The organism is Sphingobacterium sp. LZ7M1 (genome assembly GCF_024296865.1).
In the GTDB taxonomy this organism is placed as follows: Bacteria; Bacteroidota; Bacteroidia; order Sphingobacteriales; family Sphingobacteriaceae; genus Sphingobacterium.
Map to the genome: position 1 here is coordinate 525,475 of NZ_CP101134.1, position 23,071 is coordinate 548,545.

General features: G+C 41.0%; 13 protein-coding genes. 8 read left to right on the top strand and 5 right to left on the bottom strand.

What is annotated here, in order from left to right:
* The first annotated feature begins 14 nt into the window (after positions 1 to 14).
* Genes NMK93_RS02275 through NMK93_RS02285 form a run of 3 tightly spaced genes read left to right on the top strand, consistent with a single transcriptional unit; the run spans position 15 to position 6,378 of the window.
* Positions 15 to 3,308 carry a TonB-dependent receptor gene (locus NMK93_RS02275; protein ID WP_254526497.1) on the top strand — a complete coding sequence of 1,098 codons (3,294 nt, stop codon included), beginning with the start codon at positions 15 to 17 and terminating at the stop codon, positions 3,306 to 3,308.
* 4 nt (positions 3,309 to 3,312) lie between these two features.
* Complete coding sequence (locus NMK93_RS02280) at positions 3,313 to 5,112, top strand: RagB/SusD family nutrient uptake outer membrane protein (protein ID WP_254526496.1); 1,800 nt, start codon at positions 3,313 to 3,315, stop codon at positions 5,110 to 5,112.
* Between the two features lie 18 nt (positions 5,113 to 5,130).
* On the top strand, positions 5,131 to 6,378 hold the full coding sequence (locus NMK93_RS02285) for an alkaline phosphatase family protein (protein ID WP_254526495.1): 1,248 nt from the start codon (positions 5,131 to 5,133) through the stop codon (positions 6,376 to 6,378).
* A gap of 79 nt (positions 6,379 to 6,457) precedes the next feature.
* Here NMK93_RS02285 and NMK93_RS02290 read toward each other — a convergent pair whose 3' ends face one another.
* From NMK93_RS02290 to NMK93_RS02310, 5 genes are all read right to left on the bottom strand, one after another.
* Complete coding sequence (locus tag NMK93_RS02290) at positions 6,458 to 7,906, bottom strand: RagB/SusD family nutrient uptake outer membrane protein (RefSeq protein WP_254526494.1); 1,449 nt, start codon at positions 7,904 to 7,906, stop codon at positions 6,458 to 6,460.
* A gap of 11 nt (positions 7,907 to 7,917) precedes the next feature.
* Complete coding sequence (locus tag NMK93_RS02295; RefSeq protein ID WP_185211237.1) at positions 7,918 to 11,079, bottom strand: TonB-dependent receptor; 3,162 nt, start codon at positions 11,077 to 11,079, stop codon at positions 7,918 to 7,920.
* Positions 11,080 to 11,694: 615 nt separating this feature from the next.
* Positions 11,695 to 13,143, bottom strand: a complete 1,449-nt coding sequence (locus NMK93_RS02300) for a RagB/SusD family nutrient uptake outer membrane protein (protein WP_254526493.1) — start codon at positions 13,141 to 13,143, stop codon at positions 11,695 to 11,697.
* 10 nt (positions 13,144 to 13,153) lie between these two features.
* Positions 13,154 to 16,312: a SusC/RagA family TonB-linked outer membrane protein gene (locus NMK93_RS02305; RefSeq protein ID WP_254526492.1), complete on the bottom strand. Its 3,159-nt coding sequence runs from the start codon at positions 16,310 to 16,312 to the stop codon at positions 13,154 to 13,156.
* A gap of 545 nt (positions 16,313 to 16,857) precedes the next feature.
* Positions 16,858 to 19,317 (bottom strand): OstA-like protein, encoded by a 2,460-nt coding sequence (locus NMK93_RS02310; RefSeq protein WP_254526491.1) that lies wholly within the window; start codon positions 19,315 to 19,317, stop codon positions 16,858 to 16,860.
* Between the two features lie 96 nt (positions 19,318 to 19,413).
* Here NMK93_RS02310 and tilS point away from each other — a divergent pair, with 96 nt between their 5' ends.
* The 5 genes from tilS to NMK93_RS02335 all read left to right on the top strand — a co-directional run bounded on the left by tilS (position 19,414) and on the right by NMK93_RS02335 (position 23,067).
* A complete protein-coding gene (gene tilS, locus NMK93_RS02315) occupies positions 19,414 to 20,739 on the top strand; it encodes a tRNA lysidine(34) synthetase TilS (protein WP_254526490.1) in 1,326 nt (441 codons plus the stop codon).
* A gap of 5 nt (positions 20,740 to 20,744) precedes the next feature.
* On the top strand, positions 20,745 to 21,233 hold the full coding sequence (locus NMK93_RS02320) for a hypothetical protein (RefSeq protein WP_254526489.1): 489 nt from the start codon (positions 20,745 to 20,747) through the stop codon (positions 21,231 to 21,233).
* An 83-nt stretch (positions 21,234 to 21,316) separates the two neighbouring features.
* Complete coding sequence (locus NMK93_RS02325) at positions 21,317 to 21,619, top strand: DUF4834 family protein (RefSeq protein WP_185211232.1); 303 nt, start codon at positions 21,317 to 21,319, stop codon at positions 21,617 to 21,619.
* Between the two features lie 37 nt (positions 21,620 to 21,656).
* The gene (locus NMK93_RS02330; protein WP_185211231.1) at positions 21,657 to 22,766 is read left to right on the top strand and encodes a DNA replication/repair protein RecF; all 1,110 of its coding nucleotides are present in this window, start codon (positions 21,657 to 21,659) and stop codon (positions 22,764 to 22,766) included.
* On the top strand, positions 22,753 to 23,067 hold the full coding sequence (locus NMK93_RS02335) for a DUF721 domain-containing protein (protein WP_093101548.1): 315 nt from the start codon (positions 22,753 to 22,755) through the stop codon (positions 23,065 to 23,067). Before NMK93_RS02330 ends, NMK93_RS02335 begins: the two co-directional genes overlap by 14 nt.
* Positions 23,068 to 23,071 lie beyond the last annotated feature (4 nt).

Below are 23,071 nucleotides of genomic sequence, written 5' to 3' on the forward strand. Positions count from 1 at the left end.
TAACCCACATTTCAATGAGATTAATTAAAGCTCCAAAGCTGTATTTAGCGGCTTTTTTGCTTGTAGGATTTCAAATCCCAAGCTCCCATAGTATGGGTGAGGTTCTATCCATTGTCCAGGACCAGGAGGTCTTTACGGGCAAAGTCATGGATGAATCTGCTCGCCCAATCCAAGGTGCCACTGTAAAGAATCTAAACGCTGGAATTTCTACCCAAACCGATGAAAATGGCCAGTTCAGTTTGCGGGCTGCCAAAGGAGAGTCCATCCAGATCAGCTCCATTGGTTATGACAGCAAGATCTTCGTCATTACTGATCAGAACAGTTTTACCCTGAATTCCAATTCTTCAAATCTGGAGGAACTGGTGGTCATCGGTTATGGTTCCCAAAAGAAAGTCAACCTTTCCGGAGCTGTTGATTATGTCAGTGGTAAAGAACTGGAGAGCCGTCCTATTGCCAACGTTTCCCAAGGATTGCAAGGTTTGGTGCCCAACTTAAATGTACAGTTCAATTCTGGTGCTCCTGGAGAGGCTGCAAAGATCAATATCCGTGGTATCACGTCCATCAATGGTGGGGACCCTTTGATTTTATTGGACAACGTGCCTATCAGTTCGGCAGAGCTGAACAGGATATCACCACAAGATATTGAATCCATGTCGGTGATCAAAGATGCTTCTGCTGCTGCGATTTACGGAGCTAGGGCATCCTTCGGGGTTATCTTGATTACCTCTAAATCAGGTAAAGGAGCCCTAAAAATCAACTATAGCAATAACTTTACCTGGAATACGCCGACCGTCATTCCAGATAAGATTACAGATCCCTACGTTTTCTCACGTTTATTGGAGACATCAACCGATAATACACCTTGGGATAACGTGAATTTCTCGGAGCAGTATTATCAATATGCCAAGGAAAGGTCGGATAACCCTAGCATCGCTGATGTAAGGATTGACCCTAGTAACCCAAAACAATGGGAATATATGGGAAATAGAGATTGGACCCGTTATTTCCTGTCCGACTGGAACAATACCCATAACCATGACCTTTCGATTTCAGGATCCAGTGATAAGGTCAATTATTATATCAGTACGGGCTACAACCGTCAAAATTCTCCAATCAAAATCGCTGATGATTATTTTGATCGATACAGTATCCGATCCAAGGTAAACTATAAGCTGAACGATTACCTTTCTGTGGGTAATAATACGGTTATCGGATTGAACGAAAGGGTAAATCCATCCTTGTACAGTTCATCCAGTTCCATGGCTGAAATCTACCATGTTTTCCCAACGAGCACCTTGAAAAACCCGGATGGTAGTTGGGCGTATTCCGATGTGGATCGAAATGTTGGTGCAGGCCGTATTGCCGCCAAAATGGTCGATGGGGGACAGATGAGGACCAAACGCAATGACTTACAGTCTACATTCAATGCTGAATTGCGTTTGTTTGAAAACAAGTTTAAGATCAATGCAGACTATACGTTCCAAAGGAATACCAGGAACTTAAACAGATACACGACCAGATATAAAATTGGTTATGGTCCGGATGATATCCGTGAGGAAGGAATTTCATCAGCCTATCGTGAGGCGGGATTCTCTTACTATAATGTCTACAATATCTTTGGAACCTATAATCAGACCTTTGATAAACATCAGGTAACTGCCGTCCTAGGTTTCAACCAAGAGGATTATCGATGGGAAAATATCGTTGCAGAGAGACAAGGATTGATCTCTGATCTCTTCCCTACCGTGGCATTGGCAACCGGTACTGCTGAAGTAGGAGAGGAAATCGACAAGTATGCCCTGCGAGGAGCATTCTACCGCTTGAACTATATCTATGATGATAAGTATATCTTGGAATTGAATGGTCGTTATGATGGTTCATCAAGATTTCCAAAGGCTAGCCGTTTCGGTTTCTTCCCGTCGGGGTCCGTAGCATGGTTGATCAACAAGGAGAACTTCTTGTCGGATGTCAATTGGTTAAGCCAATTGAAGGTAAGAGGTTCATATGGTGAATTAGGTAACCAGGCGGTATCCAACTTTGGTTATATCCCAACCATGGAGCCTTTTGAATCTCCATATTTGATCGGCGGCAAAGTGAATCCATCGATAAAAGCGCCAGGTTTAGTGTCTAATCATTATACATGGGAGAAGGTAAAAACCTACAACTTAGGTTTGGACTTTGGCTTTATGCAGAATAAGTTTAATGGTTCATTTGATATCTACCGTAGAAATACCATGGGCATGTTGACCTTCGGAAAGGAGCTTCCTAAGATCTTAGGGGTAAAGGAGCCGAATGAAAATGCGGCTGACCTGGCAACCAACGGCTGGGAATTGACCTTGTCCTATAATGATTCGAAAGATGTCTCGGGCTCAATCCTGAATTTCGGGGCCACTTTTGTGCTATCGGATTCCTACGCCAAGATTACCAAATTTGACAACCCGAACCAGAGAATTACCCAATTCTATAAGGGTATGGAACTGGGCGAAATCTGGGGATTGGAAAGCGATGGTTTCTTCCAAAATCAAGAAGAGATCAATAAGCTGGACCAAACCTCGATCATTCCATGGGGTGCCTTATCGATTGTTCCGGGATGGCCAAAGTTTGTCGATCAAGATGGTAATGGCAAAATTGAAAAAGGCTATGTATTGGGTGATACCAAGGACTTGAAAATTATTGGTAATTCTACCCCACGTTACAATTTTGGTCTGAACCTGAATGCCAGCTGGAAAGGATTTGATGTGCGGGCATTTTTACAAGGTATCGGGAAGCGAGATTATTATCCTCTGGATTACCTTTACTGGGGTGTTTACCAACAGCCTTATGGAAATATCTATTCCCATCTCTTGGATTTCTATCGTCCTAACAATGATTCTGATGCTGACCGTGCGAAACATTCCGCTTCCTATTTAGCCTTAGGTTTGGCAGACCAGAATCTGGATGCCAAATATCCTGTCCTTCAATCTTGGTTGGCGGATCTGAACTTAGGGACGCGTGTCAATGAGGCTCAGGGTGCTGCTATTCCACAGACACGATACTTATTGAATGCGGCATATTTGCGATTCAAGAATGTCACCATTGGCTACACCATTCCAAATCATTTGTTGGAAAGAGCTAAAGTGAAGAACCTTAGGGTTTATGTCAGTGCAGAAAACCTGATGGAATGGTCGGCAGTAAAGAGATATTTTGACCCCGAGGTTTTGAACATCAACACCTATACAGATCCAACCGTAGCAAGAACGAGGGAGGGTAATGGAGCCATGTATCCATTCCAACGTAGTTTTTCTGCTGGTCTACAATTAACCTTTTAAAATAATGAAACGATATATCAAATTAAGTTTATTGACTGCCTCCTTGCTTACGTTTGCAGGGTGTAATGACAGTTACCTTGACCGATTGCCTGAAACGATGGTGCAGAAGGAGAATTTTTTCAAGACGGAGTCCGATCTGGACATGTATGCCTTGAACCTCTATGATTTTCTGGACAACGGTTTTTATGAGCAGGATGCAACTACCGACAATGCGAGTACCACAGGTAATAAGGAGATCAAAAACATCATGCTCGGAACAGCTTCAGCAGCAAATATTACCGAAGGATGGAATTGGGAGAAGTTGAGAGATATCAACTTTATGTTGGAGAATCTTTCACAGGCGAAGATCTCAGAAGCGAAGCTGAAGCATTATGAAGGTTTAGCAAGATATTTTAGGGCTAGGTTCTATGTGAATAAAGTGCAGCGCTTTTCGGATGTGCCTTGGGTAGATAAGGTGGTTAAGGTGGAAGATCAGGCAGCTTTGTTTGGCAAAAGAGATCCTCGAGAATTGGTGGTGCAGAAAATTATGGAAGACTTTAAGTTTGCCTTTGAAAATGTGGAAGCAACCAAGGTTCCTGGAAAAGTGAATAAATGGGTGATCGGGCAGGAATATAGCCGCTTTGCCCTATTTGAAGGAACCTACCGTAAATACCATAAATACCTAGGCTTGGACAAGACCGTGGATAACTTCTTGACCATTGCATATCAAACTGCCGAAAACATCATGAGCAATGCTGGTTATGCTATTCATAACACAGGGAAGGCCGAGTCAGATTATGCCTCCTTGTATAATAATCCAAATCTTGAAAATAACAGCGAGGTCATTCTGGGTCGATTTTATGCCAACAATGTCATCAATCGTTCGGATTGGCCCGGGATGTTTGGGAATTATGAATACTATCCACTTCGCGATGTGGTACAGAGTTACCTGATGAAGGATGGTTCGATTTATACCAATAAGGCGGGTTATGAGAAGTTCTCCTTTGTGGAAGAGTTTAAGGATAGGGATCCTAGGCTGGCCCAAACCTATGCTGCACCCGGTTGGAACCTGGTATATGTCAGTACCTATTCGCAGGGGCCAGGTTTATATGTACAGCAATTGAGTAAGAACTTTTCGGGATATCACCAGATCAAGGGTTTCTTAAATACCAGTGTTCAGGAAGAGAGATACAATGTCGATATCCCACTTTACCGCTATGCAGAAGTCCTGTTGACCTTTGCAGAAGCTAAAGCCGAATTGGGAATCTTGAACAACCAAGCAGATTTAGATAAATCGGTAAACCTATTGCGAAAAAGAGCGGGTATGCCGGATATGACCTTGAACCCGGTGTTGGATACAAAAATGGCCAACGATTTCAAGGAGACTGCTGGACCTAACCAAAGTTTGATCCTGGAAATAAGAAGAGAACGTAGGGTGGAATTGGCATTTGAAGGATTCCGTTTCAATGATTTGATGCGCTGGAAAGCAGGTAAGCTTTTGGAAAGAAAACCACAGGGAATCTATTTCAAAGGATTGGGCAATCACGACGTGACGGGTGATGGAATTGCGGATATCAAATTGATCGGAGCCAGTGAATCCTTACCTGAGGTTAGAGAAAAGAACAGTTTAGGGGTCACCTTAAGATATTATAAGGTCGGCAGAATAGGACAGGATGTTTCTGTATTTTTAAGTGACGGAAATTCTGGATATATTGATGTCGTAGATAAGGTTGGTGGTTTTGAAGAACCTAAATATTATTATAGACCCATTCCTAAAAACGATGCAGATATCAACACCAATCTCAAACAGATCTTTGGGTGGTAATATTATAAAAGAATCATTATGAAAAAAATCAGTTTGTTCCTTGCTTGCCTCTGTAGCATCAGCTTGATCTATGCGCAAGCTCCGAAAACTAAAAAAGCAATCGTCATCATCGTGGATGGTATTCCAGCGGATGTTAAGGAAAAGGTAAGTACGCCATTTATTGATGCCGTAAGCCAAATAGGTGGCTATACCCGTGCGACCATGGGCGGCGAGAAGTCGGGTTATTCCCAGACGCCTACCATTTCAGCGGTTTGCTATACCAGCATGATCACTGGAACCTGGGGTAACAAGCACAATGTTTGGGACAATGGTCTGGAAGACCCAAACTATAATTATTGGACCATGTTCAGGTTTCTGAAGAATGACCAGAATGACAAGAAAATCGGGATTTATTCCACTTGGTTGGATAATAGGACAAAATTGATCGGTGAGGGCCTACCGCAGACCGAACATTTGAAGTTTGATTATCATTATGATGGTTATGAATTGGATACCGTTCGTTTTCCGCATGATAAACAATCAAAATATATCAACAATATTGATGAAGAAGTAGTGAAGGAAGCGAGCCAGAGCATCAGGAAAGATGCGCCTGATTTCAGTTGGGTCTATCTTCAGTACACCGATGATATCGGTCACCATTTTGGGGATAGTCCTGAAATGGAGAAGGCGGTACAGATAGCGGACCGTCAGGTGGGTGACCTATTTGCAGCAGTGCAATATAGGGAGCAGTATTATAATGAAGATTGGATGTTTGTCGTGATCACGGATCATGGTAGAGATGTGGCAACCGGTGAAAGCCATGGTGGTCAGACCGATCGTGAAAGGGGGATCTGGATAGCAACCAACAAAAAGGAGTTGAACAAGCATTTCTATGCGCATACACCTGAGATCGTTGATATTTTGCCTTCCATGGCAAGACATTTAGGTGTGAACATTTCCAAAGAGCAGCAATATGAATTGGATGGTGTGCCATTTGTAGGTGAAGTTTCCATTGCACATCCAAAGGCTATGCTGAAAGATGATAGTTTGATACTCAGCTGGACCAGTCTTCAAAAAAATGATAAAGTGAAGATACTGGTATCAGGAACGAACAATTTCAAGCAGCAAGGCGTAAAGGGGAATGATAAGTATATTGATTTAGGTGAGTTTGAGCAAAGCTCAGGAGCAGTGAAAGTCAAATTGCCTAAGGAGTTGAAAGACAGTAAAATGTTGAAGGTGGTGTTTGAAGGGAAAGACAATACCTTGAACCGCTGGATCGTGAGGTAATAAGTATAAAGGATGATCAATAACAAGAAAGAGGCTGCATCATGCAGCCTCTTCTAATTTACTATTAACTTAATATTTATTATTTACTTACTCCAGGGTTGGTGATTGTTTCCCCTAGTGGAATTGGGAAAACATAACGCTCGTCAGAAGGTTGAACCAAACGGCCGGCACCTTCGGAATTGATTGGCATATTTCTACGCTGTAAATCTGGTACACGTAGACCTTCACCCAAGAACTCAATTCTACGTTCTAATAAGATGGCATCTACCAAAGCTCCTTTGTTTGCAAAAGCAGGGAAGGTATATGCCGCATCAGAACGATTACGAACCGCTTTCAATAAGGCCAAGGCTCTAGTTTGAGAACCCGCTTCTGCTTCAGCTTCTGCCAAGTTCAAGAGAACCTCTGAATATCTGATTGCAGGGATCCAGTCCAAATAAGGTGAAGCACTGGAGAACTTCGTTAAGATATTCAACTTGCCATCTGAAGATTTTCCGGTTAAATCTTTCTTACGTGCATCGGTTGCTGGCCAAGCAGCGTTCGAAAAGATACCATCTGCAGCCAATGAATACTCGATATTTCCTTCGTTGTAGTAATAACCCAATTGGTTTTGTGTTCCAGGGGCATTGTTAGCTTCAAAAGGGAAACTTAAGATACGCTCGTTGATCGTGAAGTTCGAAAATACATCGGTAATGGCAGGTGCCAATTGATGTTGGACACCAGAGCTAGCCTTGAATGGTGCTGCGGCACTTACGATTTTGTTTGCTTCCGAAATTACCTTTGCATAATCCTTCATGGCTAGATAGACACGGGTTTTGAAGGCAATAACGGTGTTTTTATGCGCACGGGTACTTTGAGATTCTGCATCTCCATAAGTAGCTGGTACCGCGGCTTCCGCTTCATTCAAATCTTTTAGGATCTGTGCATAGATGTCCTTTACAGGGCTTGCTGCTAAATCATTGTTATCGGAGTTTCTTTCTGCCAATAAACGCAGTGGAATTCCTCTAGAAATACCATTGTCCGCTGCATATGGCTTAGCAAATAACTGCACCAAGGAATAATAAGTCAGCGCACGGATGAATTTAACCTCCGCAATCAATTGTGTTTTCTTGTTGGCATCCAAGATATCGGTGCCAATTGGCTCCACACCTTCCAAAAAGATATTGATGCGGTTAATGGTCAAATAACCTCTTACCCAAAAGTCTGAAACATAGCTGTCTGTTTCATCATTGGAGAATTGATAGGTCGAATAACCCGTTACGTTGTTCTGTCTTTGATTGACAAATTCTTCCGAACGGATATCATTATAGATTAAGTAACGGCCGCCATAAAACTGACCATTCTTGATCGATGAATATATACCTACTACTTGAGATTCGATACGGTCTGCGCTAGAGAACACGAATTCACTAGGTATCGATAGTTCAGGGGATAGTTCCAAAAAGTCCTTTTTACAAGAGACGGTACTGAACAACAGTGGCGTTAGAACTAATAGCCCTGCTAATTTATTTTTGATTTTAAATCTTCTCATGACACAATTAATTAAAAGCCTAGATTAATACCGAAAGTGAATGTACGTCCATTAGGCATAGAGTTACGCTCTACCCCTGAGTTTAAGTTTCCATTACCATTGGAAGAGATCTCAGGGTCAACACCAGTGTATTTGGTGATCAAGAAAGCGTTGTTTACTGATGCATAGATCCTTAAGCTTGAAATACCTGAATTTCCAAAAATGGTTCCTGGAAGACGATAACCTAATGATGCAGTCTGTAACCTGATGAAGTCACCTTTTTCGATGTTCGATCCGATTGCGAAAGCAGAACCATTAGAAATGTTGTCACCATAGATCGCTCTTGGGATATCCGTGTTTCTATTCGTCGGGGTCCAAGCGTTCAACATGTCTACTGAGTTGTTCCAGATACGTTGGTCTCTTAAACCAGCTCTTGAACCATTGTAGATATAGTTACCTCCAGAGAAGGTGAAGTTAATGGTCGCATCAAAGCTTTTGTATTGGAAGTTGTTGTTGAAACCACCGAAGTAGGTAGGTAATGTGTTACCTGCTGCTACGGCATGACCTGCTACTGATCCAGCTTTTGTGCCGTCCATATAGCTGTATGAGTAGAAGCCTTCTGTGTTAGGCGCATTGTGTAAGTATTGGACTTTCTCACCATCCAGATTGACAAAGATTCTTCTACCGTTTTCTGGGTTGATTCCAGTGGTAGGCACGGCATAGATCTGTGCTGCAGATTTTCCAACTTCGGTGATACTTGTTGTTTCAAGACCAGAAGTTGTTGCGATCAAAGGTCTGCCTTGGTTATCCAAAGCTGTTACCTCGTTTTTATTGGTAGAGAAGTTTAATGTCGTTGTCCATTTGAAATTCTCTTTTTCTACCGCTCTTACATTCAAGGCAAACTCAAATCCTCTGTTGTACATCGAACCGATGTTCATCAAGATGCTGTTACCTGGGATACCTTTTGAAGGAGTCTGCGGAACGGCAAGGATTAATCCATTGTGGTCTTTGTTGTAATAGTTAGCTTCTAAGGAAACTCTATTATTCCAGAATCCTAAATCTATACCAATGTTTGTTTGATCGGCGGTTTCCCAAGACAGTTCTCTGTTACCTGCTTGTGAGAATACCATACCACCTACATTTCCATATATTGCTGGATCATAAGTATCGAAAGATCCGTAAAGATTGGAGATAGCACTGTTACCCACGCGTCCCCAGCTTCCTCTTAATCTGAAATTAGAGAATACATTGCTTAAAGAACTTGATTTAAAGAATTCTTCTTCAGATACGGTCCATCCAGCAGATACACCACCGAAGTTACCCCATTTTCTACCTGGTGCTAATGATGATAGACCGTCACGTCTGAAGTTAGCCGTAAAGAAATATTTATTAGCATAGTTATAGTTCACGGAAGTGAAGTAAGATTCCAAATTAAGTTCGCCAATTCCATTACCACCTGCATCGTTGGTTAAGTAGTTACCTTGGAATTGATCAAAGAAACCATCAGTTAGGTCATAGCGAACGGCACCCCAGTTCTCGATACGTGTACTTTGCGCTTCATGTCCTGCTAATGCTGTAAGGTTGTGGTTTCCAAAAGATTTGTTGTAAACCAAGGTGTTGAAAATTAGCCAGTTGTTGTTTTTCGCTTGGTTGTTGTAAGCATAACCATTGTAGCTATATCCATCACCATTGATTGGGTTCCAGAATTGTTGGTTGGTCGTATTTCTTAAATCCCAGTTGAAATTGTTGTTTAAGGTCAGTCCATCCAATAATTTAATTTCGGCACTCACATTTGCGAAGAAACGGCTAGTTTCTGAAGTGTTTTTGTCCAAATCTCTGATAGGAAGTGGGTTAGGGTAGTTTGGTGCTAAGATATTGGCTCCTTTTCCGATGGCACTACCTGAAACGTTGTAATCTCCATTAGGAAGGAATGCTGGAACGTTTGGTGCTTGTACCATGGCGATACGACCAAGACCTGAAGTATTGAAGGCAGCACCCGCAACTGAACCTGAGTTTGGTGATCTGTTGTCACTGTTGGTGAAAGTTAAGTTCGTTCCTAATTTGATCCAGTCATTAAGTCTGTGATCTAGGTTTGCTCTTACACCTTTACGTTTGAAGGTGTTATTGAACAAGATACCGTCTTGGTCAGATAAGTTACCTGAGAAGAAGTACTTGGTTTTTTCAGTACCACCACTTACACTTAAGTTGTGGTTGTGCGAAAATCCATCTCTATATACATAGTCGTACCAGCGTGTATCTACTGGATTGCCATTTTCGTCTAAAGTTGGGAAGAAACCACCACCTACTGGATAAGATCCTGTTGATAGTTTAGGGTTGATTTCCCTAGCATTTGCTATTGCACCATTTTTATGGGCAATATATTGAGCTGCGTTCAAAAGTTCAGGAAGACGCACGGCTTTGGAAGTTCCAAACCAGCCATCATAAGCAACTTTTGCAGCACCTGATTTACCTTTTTTCGTTGTGATGATCATCACCCCTGATGCACCACGTGATCCGTAAATAGCTGTTGAAGCAGCATCTTTTAAGATGTCGATGGATTCAATGTCCTCGGGGTTGATGTCCCCCAATGGGTTGTTTGCTGAAGAGTTTGCAGAAACGTCACCCGTAGCGATAGGAATACCATCCACAACGACCAATGGGAATGAGTTTAAGGAAAGTGAACTTAATCCGCGAACACGTACAACCGGAGGGTTGTTCAATACGCCTGAAGGCTGAATAATGTTAACCCCTGACGCTTGTCCGGTAAGACCTTGTGTAAAACTTTGCAATGGTCTGTTGGCTACGGTTTCACCACCTACTTTAGCAGAAGATCCTGTAAAGTCTTTTTTCGATTGAACCAAGTAACCTGTTACCACCACCTCGTCCAAGGTTTCATCATCTGAGCCTAGTTCTACGTTGATTACCGATCTGCTTCCAACAGCGACTTGGAAAGTTTGGTAACCGATGTAAGTAAAGGATAGGGAACCATTGTTGTCAGGAACCGCGATGGAATACGTACCATCACCGCTGGTTTGAGTTGCCGCGGAAGTCCCAACAACTCGAACGGACACTCCAGAGATCGGAGCGCCATCTGCTGCAGACGTTACCTTACCGGTAACCTGCCGATTTTGTGCATAGGAACTGCCAATAAGCAGCACGCACAGCACAAGCATGCTAAGTAATCTTTGTTTCATGTGTTTGTTTAGTTAATATTAGTTAGTAAATAATGCCAAGCAGACCATAACTTACTGGTTTGCAAAGAATCTCTAGAATTTTCTCTGCGGCTTCAAGATGTTTAATAATTTCAACTAATCAAACGTGTGCATTCAAGAAAATAAAGTAAAAATTAGGAAAGTTTCATTTTTTGTTAATGTTTAATTAACAATAGCGTGGGCGCTGTTAATAATATGAATTGCTGGTTTTTATATTTTATCTATCAATGTGATTTATGGTTAATTAAGATAAATTGAGGAAATAATTTAAATCGACAAGGTTAAAATTATAATTAACGTAATAGTTTTTTAAAAAATTATTTAGAATAATGCTCTATTTTCCATTTTTTAATAGATTTAGGGTTCAATTGTAACAATAAGGTTGATATAGGGGGTTATTTTAGGGAGGGATTGAAAAAATTGTAATAGAATGTCTGATTGTTTAAAAAATCAGTTCAAATGCATGTGATTTGATTGTTTGTTTTCATTTTTTTGTTGCTGATTATTTTTGATTGATCGGAATTTCTTTTCGGTACTTGTAAACACCATAAAAAAGGCCGCCCGAAGGCAGCCTCTTTCCGAAGTAATTAATGAAATTTAATTGTTAACACCTGGATTTGTTATAGTCTCTATTAATGGAGTTGGGAAAATATATTCAGTATCTGTGGGTTGAATTAATTTTCCAGCTCCTTTTGACGGGATTGGCATATTCCTGCGCTGTAAATCTGGGACACGCATACCTTCTCCCAAAAATTCTATCCTTCTTTCGAGAAGAATGGCTGCTACCAGCTCATCTTTATTTGAAAATGCAGGAAAATTATAGGCAGCATCTGAACGATTTCGAACTGCTTCTAGTAACGCCAATGATCTCACTTGGGATCCAGCTTCAGCCTCTGCCTCTGCCAAGTTTAACAAGACCTCAGAATACCTGATGACAGGTATCCAATCTAAGAAAGGAGAGGTGTTGGAGAACTTGGTTAATAAATCGAGTTGATTATCTGATGACCTTCCTGTTAATTCACTCTTTCTATCATCAGAGGCTGGCCAGTTTGCATTTCCGAGAATGCCTGCTGGATCTAAAGAATATTCAATGTTTCCTTCATTGTAATAAAATCCCAATTGGTTTTGTGTTCCTGGGGCGTTATTGTTCTCAAATGGGAAGCTCAATATCCTTTCTGGGTTATAAAAGTTGGAGAAGACATCACTAATAGATGGAGATAACTTATGATTAACTCCTGAGCCTGCTGTAAATGGCGCAGCGGCGCTTACTATTTTGTTGGCTTCGGTAATTACTTTTGGATAATCTCTCATGGTCAAATACATCCTGGTCTTAAGAGCGATGACTGTGTTTCTGTGCACGCGTGTTGCCGTTGCTTCCTGATCTTGGTAATTTGCGGGTACTGCGGGTTCTGCTTCATTCAAGTCTTTCAATATTTGTGCATAGATATCAGCAACAGGACTTGCCTGTAGGTCATTGTTCTCGGAACTCCGTTCTGGGAGTAAACGCAATGGAATTCCTTTGGAAGCTCCATTGTCTGCTGCATATGGTTTTGCAAATAATTGCACCAAGGCTGCGTAGGTTAATGCACGGATGAACTTGACCTCGCCGATTAGCTGAATCTTTTTTTCAGCAGAGATAATGTCTGTACCTACCGCTTCTATGCCTTCTAAAAAGATGTTAATCCGGTTGATCGTTAAATAACCAACAACCCAAAAGTTTGCTATATAGGAATCCGTTTCGTCATTTGTAAATTGATATACTGAATTACCGGTTACATTGTTGGGTTTTTCGATGCTGAATTCCTCTGAGCGGATATCATTATAAATTAATAACCGGCCTCCATAAAACTGACCGCTTTTTATGGTCGCATAAATACCGGTAACCTGTGACTCTATACGTTCTTCACTCGAAAACACAAACTCGCTCGGAATAGATAGTTCCGGAGAGAGGGTTAGAAAGTCCTTTTTGCACGAATATGTGCTGAATAATAGGGGGATTAGTACGAATAACCCCAAGTAATTATATTTTATTTTTAATCTTTTCATGACCGAAATTTTAAAAGCCTAAATTGATACCGAAAGTGAATGTCCGACCGTTTGAGATCGAGTTACGTTCTACACCTGAGGACAGGTTGTCATTACCATTGGTTGATATCTCAGGGTCGACACCGGTGTATTGCGTGATAAGGAATGCATTATTTACTGATGCATAAACCCTCAAGCTTGATATACCAGACTTACCGAAAACGGTAGCAGGCAGTCGGTAACCTAATGAAGCGGTTTGAAGCCTAATAAAATCTCCTTTTTCAATATTGGATTGGATTGCAAATGAAGAGCCGTTAGAAATATTGTCTCCGTATATTGGTCTTGGGATATCAGACCCTTTATTTTCAGGGGTCCACGCGTTTAGCATGTCCACGGAATTGTTCCAGATCCGTTGATCTCTTAAGCTTGCCTTCGATCCGTTGTAGATATAATTACCTCCAGAGAATGTGAAGTTTAGCGTGGCGTCGAAATTCCAGAATTCAAAATTGTTGTTGAACCCTCCAAAATAGGTTGGGATGGTGTTTCCAAGTGCAATAGCTGATGTTGCTACGGAGCCAGCTTGAGTTCCATCGAGATAGGTATAGGCGAAATTTCCAGGAGTTCCTGGTGCACTATGTAGATATTGGACCTCTCTACCTTCCTTGTCTACGAATATCCGTCTGCCGTTTTCTGGATTGATTCCATTGGTTTGTACAGCGTAGATTTGAGCGGCGGATTTACCTACTTCGGTGATGTTTGTTACCTCTAGAGATGCTGTGGAGGCAATCAAAGGTCTGCCTTCGTTGTCTAGTGCAGTGACTTCATTTTTATTGGTCGATACATTTAGTGTCGTTGTCCATCTGAACTTTTCTTTTTGGACAGCCCTGACGTTTAAAGCAAATTCAAATCCTCTGTTGTACATGGAGCCGATATTCATGAGGATGGAGTTTCCTGGAATGCCTTTGGAAGGTGTCTGCGGCACGCTCAGGATCAAGTTATTGTGATTTTTGTTGTAATAACTTGCTTCTAAATTGATGCGATCGTTAAATAAGCCCAAATTAAGTCCGAAGTTGGTCTGTTCGGATGTTTCCCAGCCCAACTCTTTGTTTCCCGCTTGGCTAAAGCTCATAGAACCAACGCTGCCGTAAATGGAAGGGGAGTAGATGTCAAATGATCCGTAAGCATTAGGAAGGTTGCTATTTCCAACTCGGCCCCAGCTCGCATTTAATCTAAGGTTTGTAACGACATCAGCAATGGAGCTCGATTTGAAGAACTCTTCTTGGGAAATGGTCCAGCCTCCGGATACTCCTCCGAAATTACCCCATTTATTGCCCTCTGCCAAGGCTGATAAACCATCGCGTCTGAAGTTTGCGGTTAAATAATATCGATGTGCATAATTGTAGTTCAATGAAGTCAGATAAGATTGGATCCTGTTTTCTGAGATTCCATTTCCATTGGCAACATTGATTAGGTAATTACCTTGGTATTGGTCAAAGTAGTGATCTGAAAGGTCGTATCTTGCACCACCCCAAGATTCCCATCTTGTAGACTGAGCTTCTTGACCCGCTAATAACACAAGGTTATGGTTGCCAAATGACTTGTTATAAACCAAAGAGTTTAGAATTAACCAATTGTTGGTTTTAGCTTGTCTATTAAATGCAATACCGTTATAGGAATATCCGTCACCATTCAGTGGGTTCCAGAATTCGATGTCTTCTGTGTTTGCTAGATCCCAATTGAAATTGGTATTGAAGGATAGTCCGTCCATTAGGTTGATGGAAGTGTTGAAATTAGAGAAGAAACGATTGGATTCTGAAGTGTACCTGTCATTGTCTATGGAAGGCATTGGGTTAGAGAATGTAGGCGGTAGGTTGTTTTCTCCATAGCCGATTGTGTTTCCTGCTAAATAATAGTCGCCATTCGGTAAATAGGCCGGTAAATTTGGAAGCTGAGTTACGGCCAATCGACCAAGTCCTGAGGAGGCAAATGCAGACCCTGGTACTGAACCGGAATTCAAGGAATTATTTACGCCATTGGTGAAGTTGAAATTTCCTCCTACTTTTAGCCAGCTGGTTAGTTTATGGTCAAAATTTGCACGAACTCCCTTTCTCTTAAAGCTATTTCTAACCAATATTCCGTTCTGATCAGACAAGTTTCCCGAGAAATAATAGGTAGTCCTATCATTTCCGCCTGATACATTAAGGTTATGGTTGTTAGAAAGGCCGTTCTGGTAAATGTAATCATACCAACGGGTATCAATGGTGTTCCCATTTTCGTCTAACATAGGTGCAAAGCCAACCTGAGGTAAGTTTGCTGCTGCAAAAGTTGGGTTTGACTCGTATACATTTGTGATGGCTTTGTTCTTAAAGGCAATATACTGTTCAGCGTTAAAGACTTCTGGTAACCTTACTGCCTTGGTTGAACCGAACCAGCCGTCGTAGCTTATTTTAGCCACACCTGATTTTCCTCTTTTGGTGGTGATCAGGAGTACCCCTGCAGCACCTCGGGATCCGTAAATTGCCGTAGAAGCCGCATCTTTTAAGATGTCCATGGTTTCGATGTCTTCCGGATTGATGTCTGACAAAGGGTTGTTTGCGGCTGCGTTTGAAGAGGCATCTCCTGTAGAGATTGGTATTCCATCAACGACAACCAATGGGAATGAGTTTAGGGATAAGGAGCTTAGTCCCCGAACACGAACCACAGGTGGGTTGTTTAAAATACCACTAGGTTGGATAATGTTTACCCCTGTAGCCTGACCAGTTAGACCTTGGGTAAAACTTTGCAATGGACGGTCAGCAATAGCTTCTCCAGAGACCTTCGAGGTGGAACCTGTAAAGTCCCTTTTACTGGTAACCATGTAACCTGTTACCACAACTTCTTCCAAGCTCTCTTCATCTGGAAGTAATTGGACGTTGATCACGGACCTATTGCCAATTGATAGTTCGGCGCTTGTATATCCAATATAAGAAAAGGATAGGGTGCCATTGTTGTCAGGAACCTGAATGTTGTAGGTGCCATCAGCAGCGGTCTGAGTGGAACTAGATGTTCCCGAGACCCTTACGGACACTCCTGCAATAGGAGATCCATTGCTGGCGGAGGTTACCTTTCCAGAAACCTGCCGATTTTGAGCATAAGTACTGCCAATAAGCAGCATGCTCAGCAAAAAAATGCCAAGTAATCTTTGTTTCATATATTTTGGTTTTAGTTAAAAATTAATCTACATACAATATTATGTAGGTTAATATTTATTGGTCGTTATTTAAATGTCCTGTAAGGACTTATGAAATGAAGATGTTTAAAATATTTAATTTATCAAATGCTTAATTTTAAATTATTTAATAAAAATAAACCTAAAAGGATATTTGATTTCTTTAATAATTATGATTATTAACCATATTTACTTTAATATTTCTAAAAATATTGCAATATTTTCCGCTAATTAAAACCTTTAGTTTAATAATGGAATGATAGGAGATAAAAAGAGTCGAATTATTTAAATCACAGCACTTGATGGTGTTTTTTATAGTTTTTGTGTTATAATTTCGCTTTAATTCAAAAATTAACTAATTAATACCATAAATGTAACATCGGGAAAAAACAATATGTTTTTTGAAGTTTTGGTTTTGTTTTTCAGGTATTTATATAGGAAAAGCAATACAATAGGGTGTAGGTTAATTATTTGGCAATAATAAATGCGCTATGTTAGGAAAAAAGAAAGGAGAAGGAAATTCCTGTTTATTTTTTGATTGTACTGTCTTGCTTTACTTTAATTACCGATTCTGGTTGAACTTTCAAGGTGCTATCAGGCTTCAGTTTTAAGGTACTATCCGCTGGAGTAGTCGGTTTGCTTTGAGGCGTCAGCGTTGGTTTTGAGTCCTGAGTAGGAGCCAAAGGTTTCTTTTCTGAACTCGATTTTGGAGTTACAGTATTTCCATCGGCCTTTACATCGGGCTCAGATACAGTATCCCCATTAGGGTTGCCATTCTCTCCAGGACTTCCTTTTTGATCGGTTACAGGGGCTGCTTTGGTCCTCTTGCGGTTCAACATATCTTCTACAGATTTCGGTCGATCCTCCGGCTTCCATTGGAATCCTGGTAATACCTCTATTTCTTGGGTGACTAACCTAAATGGATAGACTTTTTGGTCTACTTTACGGATAGATACATAGTCAATTACTTTCTTGCCCTCCATCTTGACCTTAATACGGCTACTTCGGTCATGGAACATCTCTGTAATCGTATTAGTTTTGTCATTGGTGGTAAAGACCAAGTTTTCCGCATTTCCGTCAACAAAAAGACGATCAATATTATTATTGGCAAAGAAGGCCGTGATTTTCCTTCCCTTAAGCTGGTTGAATTTCAAAGTATCCAACACCGCATTCACCATAAATGCATTGTCCTTTAATAGGGCATTGTCCATTTTATTATTCTTGATCTGCATATAGATGGTGTCAGCATTGATCTGTGATCCCTCTGACCAGATCATCGGGGAGCCCATAAATCGGAACATGGAGTCTACCATACCATAATAAACAGAGTCTGCTACAGCTTGTAAGTCAGATTTGAATACCCGCACATTATAATAGGCCTTCACAATTCTGGTTCTTGCCGTATCGGCGTAGATTTCGGTCGAGTCCTTCAATAATGTATCAGCAGTTTGGGCGGACTGCAGAGCTTTCCGCATCAGGCTATCTTGTTCTTGTCCCGTTGGCATGACGGCATTTCTACGCAATACGCTATCGGCCTTGCTAGTGGCTTGGATGGTTGCGGCATCCACAGGCTTTGGTTTTGCTGCAGGTTTATTGGCAGGTTTCTTTGCTCCCTGTTTATTGTCCGCAGGCTCTTTTTTAACAGGGCCAACTTTCGTCAATTCCTTCGTTCCCACATTGCCAACTTCGGTAGAATCACCGGTTTCAAATAGATCAACCTGATCGATGTCGCCATAATCCACTTCCGTAGTATCTTCCAGTTGGCCACCATCCCTATCTAGCTTAAGGTCCAGGGGTTTATAATCCCTGACAAATATGACTTTAGAAAATAAGGTGTCCGCGGTCATATAAGCTGTATCAATTTTACTTGTCTGTCGGACTGGAGGAGGGGCTATACTATCGGTTTCCACCGGTTTTATTGCCGCGTTTTTTAATTCCTCTTGTTTTTCCTTCTCTGCTTCTTCTATTTTCTCGCGTTCCTTCTCTTCTGCCTTTTCAAGTCTTCTTAATTCTCTTCTGGAAAGGTTTTCCCGGTTCACAGTATCCACCTGTACAGAGTCTTGGGAATTATCCGTAGAGTCTGTCCTGACCACGTATTTGATCAATGGCTTATCGGTCATCAGGATAGATTGGTCGCTCTCTAGGTATTTTCCGTATTCCCCGCTGGCATAGAACTTATCTAAGGTATCTACAAACAATACATTTCGAAAAGCTTCACCAATACCTTTGTCTCTATCGTAAAACAAACTGTCGCCTTTTAAGAACCGGCTACCTTCCGTATAAAGATTGTTCTTGTTGAATTTTGCAACTCCAAAAGCCGTATTGTAGGTTCCTTTTTCTGTGTAAAGTTTTTCGCCTTTTCTACCATTGATGGTCGTTGGGCCAAAGAAAAAAGCATCTCTGTACATGGTATTATACTGCATGGAGTCCGTATAGATAATGGTGCTTTCATTTCTCACAACGACTTTGTTGTTGAAATAGGCATCCTTGGTATTTTCAAAGTAGTAAGCCCTTTGGGAAGTGATGGTGTCTCCTTGCCCAACAATCCTACCGCCACCGGTATATGTTCCTTGCTGGCTTCTTAGGTTGTAAGTCAGGTAGTTGGTGGTCAGTGTACTCTGGTCATCAACCATTTTCACGTTTTTGGTCAGCACGGCATGTTGTGAAGATGCATCGTAATGAAGATGTGTACCTTGGATTACAGTACCCGAAGGCTGGGTAATGACGATATTACCATGGGCCTCAAAGAACTCATTGCCAATATCATCTTTATAAAGGTCACCACTGTCCGCTGCTAAGGTTGATCCTTTATGCTCATAGACAGCGTTGTAACTCCTTAATATTTTCTGATTGATAAATCTACTGCTGGATGAAGATACCAAGCGCATAGGAGCATTGTCCGCGCCAGCATTCACGGGTGTAAACTCGTCCTGTGCATAGGCAGACAGGCATATCACGCTTATTAATAGTACTAATAGGTATCTCACAAGCGCAAAAATATAGAATTAATTAGCAAAAAATTGTTAAACAATAAATTTTAATGCCTCTAACACAAGATTATTTATAATCTGTAATTTTGGACTATGTCAGTTTCAGAAAGATTAAAACAGTTTATCATCGAAAAGGAACTCCTTGACAGGAATGATAAGATTCTCTTGGCCGTCAGTGGCGGAAAGGATTCCATGTTGATGGCTAGGTTGTTTCATGATTTAAAGATGAACTGCATAATAGCCCATTGTAATTTTCAATTGCGCGGAGAGGAATCTGACAAGGATGAGGCATTAGTCGTAGATTATGCAAAAGAATTAGGATATCCAGTATTTGTAAAGAAATTTGATACGGAAGATTACGCCACTCAACATAAAGTCTCAATTCAAATGGCTGCTCGTGAACTCCGATATCAATGGTTTGAGGAATTGCTAATCGAAGAAACTTGTCAAAAGATTGCCATTGCTCAGCATGCCAATGACCATCTGGAAACCATGTTGTTTAATTTAACACGATCAACCGGAATCCAAGGACTTCTAGGTATTCAAGCTAAGCGAGGGCTTATTATTCGCCCTATCCTTTTTCTATCGGCCAATGAAGTCGCTCTTGAAGTCCAAAACTTACAAGTTCCCTATAGAGATGACCAGTCCAATTTCTCAACCAAATATGCGAGGAACAAAATAAGGTTGGAGATCATTCCTAAGTTTAAGGAGATCCAACCAGACTTTGAAGCTATCCTAGAACAGAACATCAAACATTTTGAGGAAAGCCAACACTTTATCCAGAATCAGGTGAATGTTATCCGGAAGCTTATTTTCCGAAATGAAGGAAATCAAATAAAGATCCGACTTGAGGCCCTGCAAGTCCATGCAAGCGACCCCTTTCTCATCTTTGAACTATTCAAGCCTTATAATTTCCAGAGAAATGTAACTGATGATCTCATCACAGTCCTTGATAGGGGAATGGGACAGATATTTGAATCCTCTAGTCATGAACTTCTATTGGATCGAGATGAGTTAATCCTTAGGGAAAAGGTCATTGACAGTCCAGTAGCTATAACCATTGAAAACCTTCATGCGAAGGTGAATTATAACCACAAGGGCTTTTTCATTGTCGAATCGCAAGGAATGGAAATTGAGCGAGATGAAAACCAAGTCCAAGTCGATGCGGATTTGATCAAGTTTCCATTGGTATTAAGGCCTTGGCAAATAGGAGATACCTTTAAACCCTTGGGGATGGAAGGTTCAAAAAAGCTAAGTGATTATTTCATCCAGAAAAAGCTGAACCGCTTTCAAAAGGAGGGAGTCCCAATTTTGGTCAATGCCGATGGGCAATTGATTTGGATAGTGGGTATGCGCTTAGATAATCGCTTTAAAGTGACAGAAAATACAAAGAAAGTACTTACTTTAGTATACAAATAGCAAATATGGAAGAAGAACAAAGCTTATTTCAAGAAAAACAATATCTAGGAAGGGATTGGACTTGGATTAGCGTACGATTGATCTTAGCATTGTTTTGCTTTGTTGCCTATTACATCAACTGGGAACATGTTGTCTCTCAACAACTGTTCTTTATCGTGGGGGTTGGAATCCTGATCGTTTCCATCATCATGCTCTACATGGTCAGTTATCGGACCACAGTTACCAAGACTCATATCATCTTAAGCGGGCTCTGGACCACCAGTTTGGTGAAGATCGATCTTAACTCCATCAAGAAGATTGAAAAGGATAGGTATTCCACCTTCTTTTTTAACAACCCCGTTTATAACCTGCACAAGAATGGCAAAATCAGATTCTATTCAGGTGGTAAGGAAGCATTATGGCTTACAGATAACGACGGATTGGTTTATGTAATTGGTTCACAGCATCCTACCCAGCTTCTTCAGGCTGTTTTGAAAGCTAAAGCAGAAAAGTAAAAAAATGTTAACTGAGATTTACTTGACAATCTCTTAAACTTTCATTTCGATTATTTGTTAAATTTGATGAAAAGCATTTAAAAATGACATTTATATATTTCCTTATATCAGCAGTTATATTTTACTACCTATTTAAAATTGGTGTGCGTCTTCTGATGCCTTTCTTTATGAAGAAGGTGGCAGAGAAAATCATGAATGGCGCCCAAGGACAATATGCTAATCAAGGTCCAAATCAACAAAACTATAACGATCCTTTTTCACAGTTTAAGCAACAGCAACGTCCTGACGGAAAAGTTCGTGTGGAATATACTCCTCCGAAAGAAAACAATTCCAGAAAAGGTACGGAAACTGCAGGTGAGTTTATTGACTTTGAAGAGGTAAAATAAAGCATAGCCCGACGAAAAAGCATATCTTTGTGTTGCTATGTGGCTAAAACATCTATCCGTTTTAAATTTTAAGAACTACACTGAATCTTCATTAGATTTTCTGCCAGACACCAATGCCTTTACAGGGCAGAATGGTTCGGGGAAGACTAATCTATTGGATGCTATTCACTATCTATCACTTTGCAAATCCTATTTTAATCCCATTGACTCCCAGCATATCAAAAAAGGAGAGGATTGGTTTATGGTACAAGGGCAATTTGATAAGGAAACCGTATTGGATGCCGTTTCCTGTAGCATCAAAAGAAATCAGAAAAAGCAGTTCAAGAAGAACAAGAAAGAATATGGTCGTTTAGCCGATCATATTGGGCAGTTCCCTTTGGTCATGATCTCACCGAATGATAGCTTTATTATCATGGATGGGAGTGAGGAGCGAAGGAAGTTTGTCGATAATGTGATATCGCAAACCGACAATCAATACCTAGACATCCTGATTACCTACAACAGGATTCTATTGAACCGCAATATCATCCTGAAGAACATCCGTGAAACTGGCGTTTTTGACAAAGGACTACTTGAAGTTCTCAACCTACAGCTCGTGGAAGCCGGGGAAAAGATATTTTCACGCAGGCAGAAGTTTATGGAGGAGTTCCTTCCGGAATTCCGTCGCTACTATCAATTTCTTTCCGATGATGTCGAGCAGGTAGACCTAGTCTATGAATCTCAACTTCAAGACCAAGATTTCTTGGACCTTCTCAACAAGCATTTGGAAAAGGATAGGGCTTTGGAGCGCACGACTGTCGGGATTCACAAAGACGATCTACAGTTTAGCATCCATGAAGGAATGCCATTAAAGAAGTTTGGCTCCCAAGGGCAGCAAAAGTCTTTCTTGATCGCTCTGAAGTTGGCTCAATATGCTTTTCTGAAAAACAGGAAGCAATATAAGCCCCTCCTGTTGCTGGACGATATCTTTGATAAGCTAGATGAACAGCGGACCAAAAAACTGATGCAATTAGTGTCTGAAGACGAATTTGGACAGATCTTCCTGACTGATACGGACTCCGACAGAATAAGGAAAATATTTCAAGAAATAGGAAAGCCAATTCGTATCTTTGACATACAAGGAGGTCAGATCAATGGCGAAGTATAATGATGATGCATTTAGGAGAAGTGATGATGTAACCATCAAACAAGCAGTGGAGAAGTTATTGGATGTATACCGTCTCAGACGTAAATTCGATGAAACCTCAATTGTTACCGCCTGGCCTGAGCTTATTGGAAGTGCAATCGCCAACCGAACCCAACAGATTTATATTAGAGATAAGAAATTGTTTGTACGCGTAGAATCAGCGGTCATCAAGAATGAACTGGCCATGATGCGCAGACAGATTATCGGACGTGTCAATGAATACGTTGGAAAGGTGGTCATCGAAGAGTTCGTTATTCTTTAAGGCT

Bases quoted from the DNA above. Each gene is read 5' to 3' on its own strand.
- NMK93_RS02275 (WP_254526497.1), top strand. From the start codon at position 15: ATGAGATTAATTAAAGCTCCAAAGCTGTATTTAGCGGCTTTTTTGCTT.
- NMK93_RS02280 (WP_254526496.1), top strand. From the start codon at position 3,313: ATGAAACGATATATCAAATTAAGTTTATTGACTGCCTCCTTGCTTACG.
- NMK93_RS02285 (WP_254526495.1), top strand. From the start codon at position 5,131: ATGAAAAAAATCAGTTTGTTCCTTGCTTGCCTCTGTAGCATCAGCTTG.
- NMK93_RS02290 (WP_254526494.1), bottom strand. From the start codon at position 7,906: ATGAGAAGATTTAAAATCAAAAATAAATTAGCAGGGCTATTAGTTCTA.
- NMK93_RS02295 (WP_185211237.1), bottom strand. From the start codon at position 11,079: ATGAAACAAAGATTACTTAGCATGCTTGTGCTGTGCGTGCTGCTTATT.
- NMK93_RS02300 (WP_254526493.1), bottom strand. From the start codon at position 13,143: ATGAAAAGATTAAAAATAAAATATAATTACTTGGGGTTATTCGTACTA.
- NMK93_RS02305 (WP_254526492.1), bottom strand. From the start codon at position 16,312: ATGAAACAAAGATTACTTGGCATTTTTTTGCTGAGCATGCTGCTTATT.
- tilS (WP_254526490.1), top strand. From the start codon at position 19,414: ATGTCAGTTTCAGAAAGATTAAAACAGTTTATCATCGAAAAGGAACTC.
- NMK93_RS02320 (WP_254526489.1), top strand. From the start codon at position 20,745: ATGGAAGAAGAACAAAGCTTATTTCAAGAAAAACAATATCTAGGAAGG.
- NMK93_RS02325 (WP_185211232.1), top strand. From the start codon at position 21,317: ATGACATTTATATATTTCCTTATATCAGCAGTTATATTTTACTACCTA.
- NMK93_RS02330 (WP_185211231.1), top strand. From the start codon at position 21,657: ATGTGGCTAAAACATCTATCCGTTTTAAATTTTAAGAACTACACTGAA.
- NMK93_RS02335 (WP_093101548.1), top strand. From the start codon at position 22,753: ATGGCGAAGTATAATGATGATGCATTTAGGAGAAGTGATGATGTAACC.